The sequence below is a fragment of the Streptomyces sp. NBC_00083 genome (assembly GCF_026343295.1).
Classification (GTDB): domain Bacteria; phylum Actinomycetota; class Actinomycetes; order Streptomycetales; family Streptomycetaceae; genus Streptomyces.
In genome coordinates, this window is the sequence record NZ_JAPELY010000006.1 from 15210 (window position 1) to 29630 (window position 14421).

Annotated in this window: 22 protein-coding genes; 1 reads left to right on the plus strand and 21 read right to left on the minus strand. The window is 72.7% G+C overall.

Translation table 11 applies throughout. The features are described from left to right. Positions 1-15: 15 nt before the first annotated feature. The 15 genes from OOJ98_RS34580 to OOJ98_RS34650 all read right to left on the minus strand — a co-directional run bounded on the left by OOJ98_RS34580 (position 16) and on the right by OOJ98_RS34650 (position 7558). Positions 16-429 carry an NUDIX hydrolase gene (locus tag OOJ98_RS34580; RefSeq protein ID WP_267059120.1) on the minus strand — a complete coding sequence of 138 codons (414 nt, stop codon included), beginning with the start codon at positions 427-429 and terminating at the stop codon, positions 16-18. Positions 430-451: 22 nt separating this feature from the next. Further along, positions 452-631: a hypothetical protein gene (locus tag OOJ98_RS34585; RefSeq protein ID WP_266862555.1), complete on the minus strand. Its 180-nt coding sequence runs from the start codon at positions 629-631 to the stop codon at positions 452-454. Then, positions 631-1116, minus strand: coding sequence for a hypothetical protein (locus OOJ98_RS34590; protein ID WP_267059121.1), 486 nt, complete (start codon positions 1114-1116; stop codon positions 631-633). The genes OOJ98_RS34585 and OOJ98_RS34590 overlap by 1 nt, the downstream gene beginning before the upstream one ends. Further along, a complete protein-coding gene (locus tag OOJ98_RS34595; RefSeq protein WP_267059122.1) occupies positions 1116-1319 on the minus strand; it encodes a hypothetical protein in 204 nt (67 codons plus the stop codon). Before OOJ98_RS34595 ends, OOJ98_RS34590 begins: the two co-directional genes overlap by 1 nt. Positions 1320-1340: 21 nt before the next feature. Further along, positions 1341-1619 (minus strand): hypothetical protein, encoded by a 279-nt coding sequence (locus OOJ98_RS34600; protein WP_267059123.1) that lies wholly within the window; start codon positions 1617-1619, stop codon positions 1341-1343. Next, positions 1616-2056: a hypothetical protein gene (locus OOJ98_RS34605; protein WP_267059124.1), complete on the minus strand. Its 441-nt coding sequence runs from the start codon at positions 2054-2056 to the stop codon at positions 1616-1618. Before OOJ98_RS34605 ends, OOJ98_RS34600 begins: the two co-directional genes overlap by 4 nt. Next, positions 2053-2730 carry a GGDEF domain-containing protein gene (locus tag OOJ98_RS34610; protein WP_267059125.1) on the minus strand — a complete coding sequence of 226 codons (678 nt, stop codon included), beginning with the start codon at positions 2728-2730 and terminating at the stop codon, positions 2053-2055. The genes OOJ98_RS34605 and OOJ98_RS34610 overlap by 4 nt, the downstream gene beginning before the upstream one ends. 90 nt (positions 2731-2820) lie before the next feature. Then, complete coding sequence (locus tag OOJ98_RS34615; RefSeq protein ID WP_266862567.1) at positions 2821-3135, minus strand: hypothetical protein; 315 nt, start codon at positions 3133-3135, stop codon at positions 2821-2823. An 87-nt stretch (positions 3136-3222) separates the two neighbouring features. Continuing rightward, positions 3223-4182: an ATP-binding protein gene (locus OOJ98_RS34620; protein ID WP_267059126.1), complete on the minus strand. Its 960-nt coding sequence runs from the start codon at positions 4180-4182 to the stop codon at positions 3223-3225. 94 nt (positions 4183-4276) lie between these two features. Continuing rightward, positions 4277-4444, minus strand: a complete 168-nt coding sequence (locus OOJ98_RS34625; RefSeq protein ID WP_267059128.1) for a pRL2-8 — start codon at positions 4442-4444, stop codon at positions 4277-4279. Then, complete coding sequence (locus OOJ98_RS34630) at positions 4444-4782, minus strand: hypothetical protein (protein WP_267059129.1); 339 nt, start codon at positions 4780-4782, stop codon at positions 4444-4446. Before OOJ98_RS34630 ends, OOJ98_RS34625 begins: the two co-directional genes overlap by 1 nt. Beyond that, the gene (locus OOJ98_RS34635; RefSeq protein WP_267059131.1) at positions 4779-5363 is read right to left on the minus strand and encodes a hypothetical protein; all 585 of its coding nucleotides are present in this window, start codon (positions 5361-5363) and stop codon (positions 4779-4781) included. The genes OOJ98_RS34630 and OOJ98_RS34635 overlap by 4 nt, the downstream gene beginning before the upstream one ends. Positions 5364-5491: 128 nt before the next feature. Next, complete coding sequence (locus tag OOJ98_RS34640; RefSeq protein WP_267059133.1) at positions 5492-6028, minus strand: hypothetical protein; 537 nt, start codon at positions 6026-6028, stop codon at positions 5492-5494. Between the two features lie 28 nt (positions 6029-6056). Beyond that, positions 6057-6521 carry an RRQRL motif-containing zinc-binding protein gene (locus OOJ98_RS34645; protein WP_267059134.1) on the minus strand — a complete coding sequence of 155 codons (465 nt, stop codon included), beginning with the start codon at positions 6519-6521 and terminating at the stop codon, positions 6057-6059. Positions 6522-6775: 254 nt separating this feature from the next. Next, on the minus strand, positions 6776-7558 hold the full coding sequence (locus tag OOJ98_RS34650; RefSeq protein WP_267059136.1) for a hypothetical protein: 783 nt from the start codon (positions 7556-7558) through the stop codon (positions 6776-6778). Positions 7559-7648: 90 nt separating this feature from the next. On the opposite strand from OOJ98_RS34650, the gene OOJ98_RS34655 reads away from it, so the two are divergent. Beyond that, positions 7649-7867, plus strand: a complete 219-nt coding sequence (locus tag OOJ98_RS34655) for a hypothetical protein (protein ID WP_267059137.1) — start codon at positions 7649-7651, stop codon at positions 7865-7867. 82 nt (positions 7868-7949) lie between these two features. On the opposite strand, the gene OOJ98_RS34660 is transcribed toward OOJ98_RS34655, so the two are convergent. From OOJ98_RS34660 to OOJ98_RS34685, 6 genes are all read right to left on the minus strand, one after another. Then, positions 7950-8447 carry a hypothetical protein gene (locus tag OOJ98_RS34660; RefSeq protein ID WP_267059140.1) on the minus strand — a complete coding sequence of 166 codons (498 nt, stop codon included), beginning with the start codon at positions 8445-8447 and terminating at the stop codon, positions 7950-7952. Between the two features lie 85 nt (positions 8448-8532). Beyond that, the gene (locus OOJ98_RS34665) at positions 8533-8733 is read right to left on the minus strand and encodes a hypothetical protein (RefSeq protein ID WP_267059142.1); all 201 of its coding nucleotides are present in this window, start codon (positions 8731-8733) and stop codon (positions 8533-8535) included. Between the two features lie 42 nt (positions 8734-8775). Beyond that, positions 8776-8964, minus strand: coding sequence for a hypothetical protein (locus OOJ98_RS34670; RefSeq protein ID WP_054219701.1), 189 nt, complete (start codon positions 8962-8964; stop codon positions 8776-8778). Between the two features lie 40 nt (positions 8965-9004). Continuing rightward, the gene (locus OOJ98_RS34675; protein WP_267059144.1) at positions 9005-11290 is read right to left on the minus strand and encodes a hypothetical protein; all 2286 of its coding nucleotides are present in this window, start codon (positions 11288-11290) and stop codon (positions 9005-9007) included. Between the two features lie 82 nt (positions 11291-11372). Then, positions 11373-11822 carry a conjugal transfer protein TraB gene (locus OOJ98_RS34680; RefSeq protein ID WP_266862586.1) on the minus strand — a complete coding sequence of 150 codons (450 nt, stop codon included), beginning with the start codon at positions 11820-11822 and terminating at the stop codon, positions 11373-11375. 14 nt (positions 11823-11836) lie between these two features. Continuing rightward, positions 11837-14359, minus strand: coding sequence for a hypothetical protein (locus OOJ98_RS34685; protein WP_267059145.1), 2523 nt, complete (start codon positions 14357-14359; stop codon positions 11837-11839). Positions 14360-14421 lie beyond the last annotated feature (62 nt).

Genomic DNA, 14421 nt, shown 5'->3' on the forward strand with positions numbered 1-14421 from the left:
TCGCTGCGGTGTGGCTCAGGAGGTCGTGGCCGCGCGGAGGATGTCGGCGTGGTCGAACGCAAGTCGTTCCGGCAGGGCGTCCAGGGGCCACCAGCGGGCGGTGCGGGCGTCGTCCCCGGCGGCGATGGGAGTGCCGGCGGGGACGACGGCGAGGTAGGCATCGGTGCTGTACCTGCCGCGCGGGTCGCGGCCCGGCTGGTCCCAGGTGCCGATCGTGCGCAGCTGGTCGGGGTCGACGCGGACTCCGGTCTCCTCCAGGAGTTCCCGGGCGGCCGCCATGCGGCTGGTCTCTCCTTCGTCCTGGTGGCCACCCGGCAAAGCCCAGGCGCCCTCGAACGGCGGCCAGTCGCGCTCGATCAGCAGGACGTTGCCGTCGAGAGTCAGGGCGACCACGTCGGCGGTGTAGCGGGTGGTCTCGGTCTCGGTCATGTGTACCTCTCGGTGAAGTGGATCAGTGGGTGGTGGTGTCGGTGACCACGAGGAACTGGTCGGTGCGGAGGTCCATCACGACCTCCGCCTGCGTGCCCTGAGCGCGCTGGGCAGCGGCGTACGCTTCGGCCGGCCAGGAGCCGCGGGGGCCTCCGGCGGGGAAGCGCTCCAGGACGGTGCGGGAGGGCGCGACGGTGGCCATCAGGCGTCACCGCCGTTCACGCGCTCGTCGATGTCGATGAGGGTGGCGATGGCGTCGGGGTTGTCGGCCAGGCCGACCCACCGGCCGCTCGCGGTGAAGACGGGGACCTGGTCGTGGTCTCCGTCGAAGATGACGACGTAGTCGGCGTACCTGTCGATGACCATGTCGCTCAGGACCGGGATGAGCGCGGTGTCCAGGACCTCCAGGCCGTCGACGGTGAGGTGGGCGTCCTCGCCGGGCGCCTGCGGCTGGACCAGGGTGCCGGTGACGCGCAGCAGGTCGCCGGGCTGTATGCCGGTGAGCAGCGCGTGGGTGATCCGGGGGTCGCCGCTGATGCAGGAGACGACCGTGTCGGGCGCGTCGTCGGCGAGGGTGTCGATGTCGGCGGGCCGGACGATCAGGTCGAAGGTGGCGGTGTCCGAGCGGCGGCCGGGAGTGGGGATGGCGTCGACCCAGCCGTCGACGGCGCAGTGCTTGGTGTCCATCAGTTGGCCTCCGCCAGGGTCTTGGTGGAGCGGGAGCGGGGTCGGGGGGTGCGCTGCGCGAGCACCAGGAGCTCGCAGTTGCGCTTCTGCTCAGCGGGCGTGAGCGGCCGGGCCTTCGCGGTGCCGTGGCGGTGCCAGAGCGGAGAGGCCGGCGGTTCGGGGTAGGCGAGCGTGTGGTCGACGTCGCGGTCGGTGCTGCTCATGGGGACCTCCGGGGGGAGGGGTCAGGCGTGGGTGGCGCGCTTGGTGCTCTTGGACTGGGTGTCGGAGGCGAACCTGCCGAGGCGGGCCTCAACGGGGTTCGCGGCGATCCAGTCCTCAGCGCACGCCTTGTGGACGGGCTCCCCGGCGTGGGAGCGCATCGGCGTGGGCTTGTCGCACAGCACGCAGGGGCGGTCCTGCCAGCGGTCGTAGTGCTGGCTGTCGCGCCATTCGAGGAGCGTGCCGGGAGCCGGGACCAGGCCCGGCTCGAACGGCTTCTTCTTGTCTCCGGTGCGGGTCACGGCCGGAAGTCGGGCAGCTGCTGGAACACGCGCTCCAGCAGGTCCGGGGTCGGCTTCCACGGCACGACCTGCCCGCGCGCGGGGACGGGCAGGGGCAATTCCTGGACGTCGGCGAGCACCAGGTGCCAGGAGTCCGGGTGCGCCCACTGCGAGCAGAGCGGCGCTCCCTCGAGGTCCTGGTGGCAGTCGGTGATCCGGGCGACGCCGACGACCGCTCCGGTGACCAGCTGGCGGTCGCGGATCGTGCGGCCGATCAGCGGGACGCGCAGGGCGGGCCGGTCGACGGCCTGGCTCGTGTGCAGCAGCACCCAGCCGGTCCGCCACCGGGCGGGCCGGTTCTCCACCGTCTTGGCTCCGGCGAGGATGCAGGCCGCGTACGGCTGCCGGATGCTGATGCCGCGGATCCAGTCGCCCTCGGGCAGGGTCGCGATGCTCATGCGGCCCGCCCCCACACGGCCGTACCCGGACGCCCGGCCCGGCGGCCGTTGATGGACGGCACGGTGACGTGCTGCGCCGTCGCGAAGGCCGCGCGGCCGGAGTGCTTGCCGTCATAGAGGGCGGCATCGGCGGCCCTCTGGAGCACGGTCAGGTCGCGGGAGCCGACCGAGGCCGGGGCCGCGGCGCCGACCGAGGCGGCGACGTCGACGGTGCGGCCGTCGTCCAGGGTGACCGGGGTGTGCAGCATCCGGACCAGCTGCTCCAGGCGGTGCGCGCGACGGTCGGAGGTCAGCTCCAGGACCACGGCGAACTCATCGCCCCCGAGCCTGCCCACGGACGCGCGCGGGCCCGCCCAGGCGGTGAGCCGGGCTCCGATCGCGGCGAGGACCGTGTCCCCGGCCGCATGGCCCATGCCGTCATTGATCTGCTTGAAGTGGTCGGCGTCGACCATGACCACGGTCACCTTGTCGCCGTGGCGGACCAGGAGCCGGCGGGCACGGGCGGTGTAGGCGTCGCGGCGCAGCAGGCCGGTCAGCGGGTCCTTCCGGGTGGCCGCGAGTTTGCGGTGCAGCGCCAGGGCGTGCACGGTCCAGCCGGTGAGCGGCAGGGCGGCGGTGGTGATCAGGAGGGTGCGCGGGCCGATCCGGCCCTGTACGCGCAGAACGGAGTCCATACTGAGGATCTCCCTCTCGTCTCGTACGGGTTGGGTGGGCCCGGGGCAGCCGTCGAAGCCGCCAAGCAGAGCGGCTGTCCCGGGGCAGAGCTACATCTCGAAGGGCTTGGAGTTGAGCCAGCTGTACGGGCTCCTCCAGGGGCCGGCCGTCGCGGCGGGCCAGTCGAGCTCCCAGCCGGGCCGGTATCCACAGGCGCACCAGCCGCCCGGACCTCCGTGGGGAATCTCGCGTCCGGCTTCGGCTGCGGCGCGCGCCGCGTCGTAGACCTCGTGCGCGGCCTTCACGGCGGCGCTGCGGCTGTCCGCCCAGCCGGTGAAGACGTGCACGCCTTCCAGGCCGGGTGTCTCGGTGCTCCGTATAGGGACGTCGACCTCGTAGTACGGGGGCTGGGTCATGACGTCCATCTCCTCTCGTGATCGCGGCGGTTGAGGGACCACCGCGACCGCCCCGGTCCCGGCGGTGAGCCGGGGCCGGGGCAGCACGGAGGTCCGTCAGCCTCGGATCGCTTCGAGGGCCTGCTCTTCGAGGTCGGCGCGCCCGTCGGGGTCGTCGTCCTGGTCGTCGTCGTTGTTCGGGCCGTGGACGGTGCAGACGATGTCCTCGTCGTCGTCCAGGTCGCCGTTCAGCGCGCGGAACAGGCAGGTGACGCTGTAGGCGGGCACCCAGGCGTAGCCGGTGCATTCGTCGTCGTCCGGGCACGGCACCATCACGTCGAACCCGACGTCGCCCTCACCGTCCACGTCGGTGCGCAGGGCGAGGGTGAGGTACATCTGACCGAGGCGGATCTCCGCGACGCGGTCGCCGCCGGCGACGTTCGAGCCGGGCTTCCACCGCCACAGCGGCAGGATCTCCTCGCCGAAGGTCCGGCGTACGAGGTTCAGTTCGCCCAGGCCGTCGCTGCCGTCCAGTCCGAGGTCGGCTTGCCGCGTCCCGCTCAGGCGCTCCAGGAACGGCAGCAGCCGGTAGAGGCTGTCGGAGAAGACGACCTCGGGGAAGCCCTCCGCCTTGAGGGTCCGATGGGAGTCGACCATGTCCTGGCGCTGCTTGACGACTACGTCCTCCGGCACCGTGCGGTTGGCCGGCCTCGGGCCCTGCCGCTCGATGCAGACGCTGCCGGGCGTGGTGACCATGACCGCGATGGGAAGCATGTCGTGCCGCTTGGCGGCGGCGACCAGCGGCTCCCTGGCTGCTGCCGTGACGTTGGTCGCGTCGACGACGGTGAACAGCCGGCGGCGCATCCTCGCCTCCAGGAGCAGGTGCAGGGCTGCGACCGCGTCGCCGGTCGCGTCCTGGTCGCCCGCGTCGTCGCTGACGACCTCGCGCAGCGCGTCCAGGGACAGGACCTGAGAGGCGGGCCAGGTGCGCGCGATCGTGGACTTCCCGGCGCCGGACGGGCCGATGAGGACCACGAGGCTGTGCTCGGGCATCTCCGGGTAGATCAGCTCGGTCATGCGAGATCTCCTTGCGGGTGAGGGTGCCGGGCAGCCCGGATGAGGCGCTGCCCGGCGTGGGAGGTGAGCAGTACGGCGGCTTCGCGCAGCGCCGTCAGCGGACGATCATGTGGTTGGGGTGGCCGTTGTTCATGTGGTCCACGCACTGCGGGCAGTCCTCGCGCGGACCGAGCCCGGCGTGGGCCTGGCGGCTGGCGTACGCGTGGTGCCAGCACTGCGTGCACTGACCCCGGGGCGGGTTCTCCGCCTTGGTGTTCGCCATCAGCGCTCTCCCTGCGGTTGGAGGGAGCGGGCCGCCCAGATGAGGCGCATCCCGGCGTTGTCGGTGATCAGGGCGGCGGCTTCGTGCAGCGGGCAGGAGGCGTCACCGTCGCGGTCGGGCTCGATCTGCTCAGCCCTGCGGGCGGCGGCGGTGACCAGCTGCGCGAGGAACGGGATGAAGCCGCCGGGCGGGTCGGTGTCCTCGATGAGCTCGCGCAGGATCGCGGCGAGCTCCTCCTGGTCGACGTCGTCGGCGCTGAGGTCGTCCTCGATCTGCTGGAGGGCCAGGGAGGCGATGCCGACGGCGGCGCGGACGCGTTCGATGCGGGTGCGGGTCACCGGCGGGCGCCGGGGCGGGTGGTGAGCCAGACGGTGACGGCGGCCGCGCCGACGCCGATCGCGCGGTGCAGTGCGGCGTCCAGCTCCATCCACGAACTGCCGGGCCCGGTGAGCTCCTTGGTGACCGTGCCTTCGTCGTCGAGGCGGACCGCCTGGCAGTGCTCGATGTACCCGGTCTTCCGGGTCTTCTTCGCCAGCCACAGCAGAGCGGCCCCACGGTCGATCGCCGCGTGCGTCCCAGCGTTGATGGCGGCGCCGGCGAGCAGCGCGGCCGGTGTGACGCGGTAGCCGAACGCGCGGGTGATCGCGACGGTCGCCCCGAGCTGCACGGCGGTGTACGAGGCGACGTGACAGGCCACGGCACGCCTGCCGAGCGCGCTGGTGGTCATCGTCGGGCGGGTGGAGTCCGGCGTGGCCGGGGAGCCGTCGGCGTGGACCAGGTCCTCGCCGTACATCCGCTTCCGGGAAGCCGTTTTCGAGCCCTGGACCCAGTGGTCACAGGCGGGGTGCAGCTCGCCGAAGGTCGCCAGCAGGGTGCCGAAGAGGGCCAGGCGCTCGGTGGTGAGGGTCAGTCGGGGCATGCTGGGGTTCTCCTGATCTCGAATCTCGGGTGAAGGGAGCGGGGCGGCCGGCCTCCTTGCCGATGCTGCGGTCGCCCCGGTGTGCCGCTCCGCCCCCGGCCTGCGTGGCCGGGGGCGGAGTTCGTACGTCAAGGCCGGCCGAAGGGCTGGACGGTGAAGCGGGTGCCCTGCCCGGAGCTGGTGGGCGTCGCGGTGAGGAAGCCGGGCTCCGTCTGCGCGAGGGACGCCAGCAGCGCCTTGATCCAGTCGGTGGAGCGCTGGACGTCGACGCGCAGCGCGTTGAAGTCGGCGAGGTGCACCGGACGCGGCGCCGTGCCGTACCGGTGGCGCCACAGCCGGGAGCGGATCAGTTCGACGGCCTCGGGGTCGTCGGGCCGGGCGGGCACGCCGCGCGGCATCGACCGGCAGGCCGTGGCGTGCGCGTTGGCCGCCTTGGCGGCCTCCGCCTCCGACATCGGGTTGTGGCCGGCGTTCTGGTCCGCGCGGTAGGTGCAGCCCAGGCAGGCCGCGGCGTAGTGCGCGGTGCTCCGGTCGGCGTCGGCGGTGTAGACAAGGACGGTCGCGCCCTCCAGCGCCCGGTAGCGCTGGGAGACGAGCGTGCCCTCCGGCGTCCACGTCTCCGGCTCGGGAACAGGGGCGGGGGCGGTGCGGGTGAACAGCGACACGGTGACTCTCCTTCGAGGGGTTCGTTGATCAGGCGGCGAGCCGGTGGATGACCGGGGCCGTGGACGCGAAGTAGGTGTCGGGGCTGGGCTCGTATCCCCTGGCGCAGGGGTCGCAGCAGCCCTGGGTGCGCAGCGGGAGGCAGAAGTAGTAGCGCCTGCGGCATTCCGGGCACGTGGACCTCGCGGCCATCGCCCGGTCCAGCGCCCATTCCTGCGCCATCGTCGGCACACGTTTCGGCCGGGCGAGCGCCACGTCGTACAGCCAGCCCCTGGTGGGGTGGTTGCACGAGATGTCGGGGCGGAACGCGCAGTACTTGCAGCGCAGGATGGCGACCGGGCCGTGCCCGCCGGGGCTCAGGCCCTGCTCGCGCAGTTGCCTGCGGGTGACAAGGCCCTCGGGGCAGGAGCGCCGGTCGAACTCCTCCAGCGTCGCGGTGCTGCGCGGCACCTTCTTGACCTCGCGGCGTCGGCCCTTCTTCCGAGGGCGGGGCATCACCGGCTCCAGGTACCGGGGAGCCGGTGGGGGCGGTGTGGGTAGCGGGGGCCGGGGCGCTGCGGGCGGGGCCGGCCGATCCGGCGGCGCGGGCGGGGAATGAGCACGAGCGGTTCCTCCTGGTGTCGGTGGACAGCAAGCGCCGCGCCCCGCCGACGTCGTGCTGTCGGCGGGGCGCGAGGTGGCCGGTCGGCCTGTCCAGCCCTCGCCCACCCAGGAGCGGGTGGGCGAGGACCAGGCGGAGCGACCGGAGGTCAGTCCCGGAACGGGCAGCCGCTGTGCGGGTGCTGTTCGGCGGCCGGGGCCGGGGGCTGGACGGGGACGTGGATCTCGGGCTTGACCGTGACCTTCGCGGGGCGTCCGGCGACGACGCGGCGGCGCAAGGTCAGGCCGCGCATCGCGAACGCGGACAGGAACGTCCAGGCGAGGACGGCGAGCCCGGCCGCGACGGTGCGGCTGGCCTCCGGGGTGGTCGTCCAGACCATGAACACGGTGGCCGCGCCCCACGCGGTCCACATCGCGCGCACCCCGTTGTTCCGGGAGAGGTAGCCGAGGACCAGGCCGACGATGCCGGTGAGCAGCCACAGCGTGTAGACGGTGGAGCCTTCGACGGCGAGGCCGGCGGAGTGCTGCGCGATGTACGTGCGCACCGGCTGGTCGACGACGGCGGCCACGCCGCTGGAGGTGTCGACGCCGACCTGCACCTTGGGCACGGCGGTGAGCAGCTGGTGCAGCGCCTGGAGGACGACTTCGCCGGCGGCCTTGGCCATCAGCACGACGAAGGACACCCCGGCGACCATCAGCACGGCGCGGATCCAGGGGGCCATGTACCGCGGGCCGTCCTCGGGAGCGCGGAGGACGTCCTGCCACATCTCGTAGAGGACGCCGTCGACGTCCCAGGCCCGGTTCCACCCGTCGCGCAGCCGCTCGCGCAGCGCGGCGAACCGCGGCGGCTTGGGCGGCGCCTTCGGGAACGGGACGGGGAGGTAGGTGAGCTCCTGGCGGTTCTGGCCGGGGGTGTTGTCGTTGGACGGCACGGGGCAACTCCAAGGTGTCGATGCGGTGTTCACGGAGCGTGCGAGTGGGACAAGCTGTGTGCGACAGGACTGGAGAGGGAGGCGGCTGCGATGGGGTGGTTCACCCGCGATGAGCCGGAAGAGGTCGTCTTCGAAGAGGTCGTGGACACGGACGGGACGATCTGGCCCGCGTTCACCGACGACGACGGTGTGCTGTGGATCGACGTGGAAGAGGACGTCGAGGTGACGATCAACGGGGCGATCGTCGGCGGTCAGATCCGGGGTGCCGAGGTCGACGGCGACGGCCGGATCTGGATCGACTACGACTGACCGCGAGGCCGGACGGCCTGTCCCGCACCCGAAGCCCGGCACGAGTGGCGGGTTGTCGGATACGAGGCAGGGCGCCCGGAGTTCAGCGGACGTCGTTGCGGGTGCGGGAGAACATCCCGCGCTGGTTGCTGGTGTTGTTGATCTGCGTGTTCTGCACGACGGGCGCCTCGTACACGTTGTTCGTGACGGCGCTGCGGGCCTTGTTGATCGCGCCGCCAATCGCGGTGGCGACCATGGCGACGCCCGCAAACGGCAGGGTGACCATGAGGACGCCGTAGAGCGTGACGGAGGCCAGGCCCTGGAGCACGAGCCAGGCCCCGCAGCCAACCCCGGTGATGCCAGCGCCGACGCCGATGGAGGCCACCGCGATCCCGGCCGCCCACGCGGGCACGATCCGCTTGTCGTCCTGATGGACGGGCGGGGTGTCGCCGTACGCCGGGACCTCGGATTCGTCGCGGAACGACGTCGGGAACTGCCGCACGGGCGGCGTCTCGGTCTGGAAGGACCGCGTGATGATCCGCTCGGCTTCGGCCCTGGCTTCGGCGTCGGTGAGCGGGCGGGTGATGTGGTCGAACTCCACGGTGATCTCCAGTTCGGGGCAGACGCGGGGCGCCCTCCCCGCCGGATTGGCGGGGAGGGCGCAGGGGGTGGGGGAGCGGGCGGGGCTACTGCTGGTCGGCGGCGTCCTCGAGCGCGGCCGCCGTCGGGTACTGCCAGTGCGGCAGCGGCCGGCGGCCCTCGGAGCGGACCACCAGGCCGTTACGGCGGCCGGTGCGCAGCAGCTCGTTGACGAGCGCGCGGGCCTCGGGGCTGGCCGCCAGGACGTCGGCGGCGTCGTCGACCAGGAGCACCAGGGGGCGGTTCATCGTCGTGTCCTCCTTCTCGTTTCGGCGGGTTGGGCGGGCTGGTCAGAAGCTGCTGATCCATCCGGTGACGGAGGAGACGGCGCTGGTGATCGTGGGGGCGATGCCGGTGCTGGCGAGGAAGAAGCCGAACAGGGCGACGGCGATGCCCGGCATGATCCGCTGGTAGCCGGTGCGCACGAGGATGAAGACGATGATGCCGAGGAGCAGGACCAGGGAGATCGACAGGGCCACGGGTATCGGTTTCCTTCGGTGAGTGGGTGGTGGGTGCGGGTCAGCTGTCGGCGAGCTGCCAGTGGCCGCGCTTGCGCGAGATGGCCAGGCCCTTCGCCTTGAGCTGGGTGCAGGCGTTGCTGACGCTGGAGGGCTGGAAGCCGGGCAGCGCGGCGCGCAGGTCCTTGAGCTGCTGGGGCCCGTCGGCGAGCAGTTCGAGGATCTGGTCCTGGAGGCCGGGCTCCTCACCGAGGTCGGGACCGCTGTCCCCGAACGGGATGCCGAACGGCGCGTCGAACGGTGCGGGTGCCTCGTCGGCGTCGGCGTCGGCGTCGGCGGCCGGGGGGCCGGCCGTGGGCTTGCTGCCGGGTGCGTCGGAGAACGCCTGGGCGAGGGTCTCGCAGTCGGCGTACGGGTTGGTGTGCCGCACGCCGTAGATCGCGGCCCCGGCCTGCGCGGCCTTGGCCTCGCCCTCGGTCAGTCCGTTCGCCGGTTCGTCGCCGTACAGGGCGATCAGGTCGGGGTAGACGCCGTCGACCTTCTTCGCGAAGAACGTGCGCATGAACTTGGCGCGCCCGTCGAGGAACATGTACGCCATGCCCGCGGTGGACTCGCCGTCCTCGTCGTCCTTGCCGGAGAACAGGGCTTCGATCTGCCCGTCCTCGTAGATCCGGGCGGGGATGTTCTCCATCTGGAAGCCGGTCGGGGCGATGCCGTCCAGGCCCATCTCCTTGGTGGAGGAGGAGGCGGTGCGCATGAGGAACAGGGCACCGACCTTGCCCTGCTGGCGGATCGCGTCGTCGTCGCCAAGGTCCTTGAGGTGCAGGGACTGCACGGCGAGCCGGATGCCGATGCCGACCTTGCGGCCGGTCTTCTGGATGTCGGCGATGAGGTAGGCGGTGGCCTTGCGCATCGCTTCGTCCGGGTGGGACAGCAGCCGGTTGATCTCGTCCAGCGTGATGTTGATGAGCGGCCACGGCCGCCCGAGGGCGAAGTCCCCGCGGCCCATCGCGTTGCTGACGTGCTCGCGGTACTTCATGACCGCGTGCGCGGCCGTGAGCATCAGCAGCGTTTCCACCGGGCCCTTGGCGAACCAGTCGACCCGGCCTTCCGCCTCGGGCAGCGACATGCCGCCCTGGACGTCGCCGACCCAGGAGACGACGCCGGAGCGCTTCTCCGAGGCGAGGATCAGGTTCTGCAGGACGGACTTGCCCGCGCCGGTGACGCCGGCGGTGATGCCGCGCAGTGCGCCCAGTTCGGGGTCCCACAGCCGCATCCGGGCGGGCTTGCCGTCGTGGCAGACGCCGATGGTGATACGGCCCTTGGAGTCCATCGTCAGGTCTTCGACGGTGGCCTTGCGGACCTTCATCAGCGGGTTCGTCTTGTAGATGGAGACGACGCCCTGTCGGATGCCGTCGGTCTCGATGACCAGCCGGGAGGGGTCGTCGATGCCGAACGCGGAGCAGATCGCCCGGTGCGGCAGGTGGATCTCCTTTCCCGGCGGGGCGGCGACATGCAGCACGATGCGGTGCGGTTCGGCCCGGTAGTTGACCAGGTCGACGCCGGGGGCGGCCTTGCCCGGGGCGGAGACCGCGCTATCCCACAGGCCCCGGATGCCTTCGGCTACAGCCTCAACGTCCTCGGAGGTGGGGCGGGCGACCAGCCGCATCCGGCCGGGCCCGGAGCCCTGCACCGGGCGGATCTTGACGGTGCCGACCGGGAAGTCGAACGCGGCGGCCAGCTGCACCTCGGTGAAGGTGGGCACCGCCTTCCCGGCCTGGGCGACGACGACGGCCTCGAAGTCGGGCCGGTCCGCGCGGAACGGCGCGATGGACACCAGGCGGGTGCCGTCGCCGGTGGCCTGCGCCCATTTCGCGGCGAGGAACTCGGTGTACGTCAGCTCCCGGGCGGGGCCGGTCTGCGCCTGGTGCTCGGTGAGCTCCAGGACCAGGCCGGCGCTGCGGGTGAGCGGCGCCATCCAGCCCATCAGGGACGCCCACGCGGCGGGGGCGACGACTTCCCACCAGTTGAAGCCGGGGGTGATCAGGTTCGCCACGTAGGTGCCGGCGGCCGTCAGGAACGGGATGGCCCGCTGCGCCCGGGTCAGCATGCCGAGGCCCTGGTCGGGGTCCTTGGTCTTCGCGTACAGCCAGGCGAGGGTGCCCAGTCCGATGCCGCCGGAGGCGAGGTAGGACCAGGCGCTGTCGTCTAGCTGGGGGCCGACGGCCATTCCGGCGGCGGCGAGGGCGTAGGAGGTGCGTTCGGCCAGGACGCGCCGGTAGATGACGTGGCTCGGGACGCTCTTGGTGGTGTCGGCGGTCGGCGCCGCCTGGTCGATGGTGCTCAACACAGCCTCCGTTCGAGGGCAGGGGCAGCAGGGGCCGCGCCTGGTGTGGGCGCGGTCCCTGCTGCGGTGGGGGTGGGGTGGGTCAGCTGCGGCGGCCGGAGCGCCGGTAGAAGCCGGGCTTGGCCTGCCGGACTCCGGAGCCGTTGGAGGCTTCGTAGCCGGGGCGGTACTCCCGCTCGTGCGCGCCGTTGAAGCCGCGGGCGTCGGTGTCGACGGCGTCGGCGGCGTTGACCATCTCGCCGGATGCCTCCGCGACGCCGGTGAGGGCGGTGGAGGTGTCCTCGATCATCGAGGTGAACTGGGGCTCGACTTCGGCCTGGCCGCACATCTCCGACAGGCGCATGGCCGCATTCGCGTTGGCCTGCATGTGGGAGCGGAGCAGGTGCATGCCCTCCTTGAGGAAGAGGGCGGAGGCGGCGAGCTTGGCGGTCCGGCCCGCGAGGGCGAGGAAGCCGTTGCCGTTGCTGGCGCCGCCGCCGGTGCTGGCGACGCCGTTGTTCATGCCCGGAATGGCGGGGAGGTTGTCGCTCACGTGCTGATCTCCTCTCAGTTCTCGTTGTGGACGCGGGCGGCGGGCACGAGCAGGCCGGCGTCCTCGGTCGCCTGCACCAGGGGCCGGTAGGCGTCGAACATCGCGTTCTCCGCGCTCTCGGAGAGCTCCGCGGCCGTCAGGGACTTGATGGCCATCTCGTCGGCCTTGCGGGCCAGGAGCTCCATGGACTCCGCCAGCTTCGCCATCGCGGCGCCGGTCAGGCGCCCGATGACGTTGTGCGTGGAGCGCAGGTCGGCGGCGAGTTCGTCCAGCTCGTACCGGATCTGCCGCGCCTTCACGGAGAGCTTGTTGCAGGTCTCGTGCGCCTTGAACGACTGCGCGGTGAGTTCCTCGAGGACGTCGAGCGTGTCGTCGAGGGTGACCTCGGTCTCGTGCTGCGCGTCCATGTCCGCGACGCTGCCGCTGCCCCACTTCGTCAGCCAGGCGTCACTCACGCTGTTCTCCTTCGTGCTCGGGGGACCGGCAGCGGGAGTGCCCGCGCCGGACGTGGACGGGCCGGACCCCGGGGAGTCGGCCCGCTCAACCGTGATCGGATCAGCCGGAGCGGACACCGCTGTCGCCATGCCCATCGCCTCGAACGGCGACAGGCGCGGCGCGCCGGTGCCCGGCACCGTGCCGCCGCCCGGCGGGGCCGGGGCTGCACCGGCCCCGGCGACCGCAGCGGCCGGGGCCGGTGCAGCTGCCGGAGGACCGGTCGGTCCCGGAGGCGTGGGCGGTGTGGTCGTGCCGGTCGTCGGCGCCGGGAGGGGCGCGGGGACCGTGGTGGTCCGCATCCGGGCGCGCTTGCGGGCCCGTGCCTTGGCCGTGGACCAGGGCGTGCGGCGGGTCGGCGCCGTCGCGGCCGGGCCGGCCGGTGCCTTCGCGGCGGGCCCGGCGGGCGTGGTGCTGCCGGGCTTGGGGGTCTTGGTCTTCGGGCCGGTCTTCTTCTTCGGCTTCCTGACCTTGACCTTGGTGACGACCGGCGGGCCCATCTTTTTGCGGCGGCGCCTGAGCCGCTTCTCAGCGGTCTCGTGCACCGCCTCGCCGAAGGTGGTCCGGCCCCGGGCCGCGGACTTCATCGCCCCGAGGACCTTTCGGCTGTACTCCTTGCGGAAGCGCCGGCACTTGCGGCAGCGGCAGTCCTGCTTCACCGACGACGCGAACGTGCCGTGCGCGATGCCCGGAGTGAGCGTGAGCTTCTTGCCCTTGCGGGACTTCCCGCCCGGGGTCTTGGGCACCGAGGCCGGGCCGGTCCCGCCCTTGCCGGAGCGGGTCTTGCCCTTCCCGCGCTTGCTGCCGGGTGCCGTGGTGCCCGCGCCGCTGCTGCCCTTCCCCTTCGGCTTCGTCTTGGGGCCGGTGCCGGAGGTGGTGGTGCCGGGCTTCTTGCGCAGGATCCCGGACGGGCCGGTCGTACCGCGCGGCGACTTCTTCGTCCCGCCCTTCGGGCCGGTCCCCGTGCCCTTGCCGGTGCCGGGGCCCGTCGTCTTGCCGGTTCCCGTTCCGGAGCCCGGTCCGCGCTTCTTGGCCGGACCGCCGGACGAACCGCCGGCCCCGGCCCCGGTGCTGCCGGGGCCACGCTTGCGGTTCGTGGTGGAGCCGCCGCCGGAGGAGCCGGACCCGCCGCCGCTGCCGGGGCCGCGGTTCTTCCTGCCGCCTCCGCCGCCGCTGGAGCCTCCCGAACCGCCCGATCCACCGGACGATCCGGGACCGCGGTTCTTCTTGAGGCTGTGGCCGCCACCCTGCGAGTTGCGCTTGAGCGGGGTGATCCCGGAGCCGTTCTTGGGCGAGGTGGTGCGGCCTCCGCCGCCGCCCGAGCCGGAGCCCGGACCGCGTCCGCGCCCGCCGCCCGAGCCGCCGCCGGAACCGCTGGGCGACCGGGTCGATGACCCGCCGCGCCCCCGGCCTCCCGAGCCGCTGAACGACCCGCTGCCGCCTCGCCCGGACCTGCCCGGACCAGCGCCGCCGGAGCGGCCTCCCGGGCCGCCAGGACCGCGCTGGAGGGACTTGCGGCCGTACTCGTGGCTGGGCTGCACCTGCTTCTTCGAACCGCCCCCGGAGGAGCCGTCCTTGGCCGTGCTCGCGGTCTTCGCGACCGCCTCACGCTGCTCCCGGTTGGCCCGGCCCGTCGCGACGGCGGAGTGGATGCCGCGCATGGCCGCCAGCGACACCGCGAGGATCGCCGCCAGGGACAGCGAGCCCAGGCGCGGCGCGGCGGCCGGCTGCCCGGCCTCGGACCGGAACGTCGCCGGGACCATCGCGCCCGCCGGAGCGGGGGCCGTGGTGGTCCCCGAGTCGGCGGTGAATGGGGCCCCGAGACCGGGTTCAGGCAGGGCCGCGATCGTGTCCAGAGGAGAGGTTCGCGTCGCGGGTGCAAACGCTTCGGGGGCGTCTGCGGGTACCGGGGAGACGTCGGCGGGGGCCGCGAACGGCACGTCGGCCGGGGCCGGACCGGGCGTCTCCGCAGGGGGCTCAGCAGGGGCCGTGTAGCCCACGCGGGGGAAGTGGATCAAGTTGTTGGGGCCGTCGTCGTCGGCCATGACGTCTCCCTCTCGGAGTTGACAGACGGTCACCGCCTGGGGCACCCTCGCGCGCGCACGAC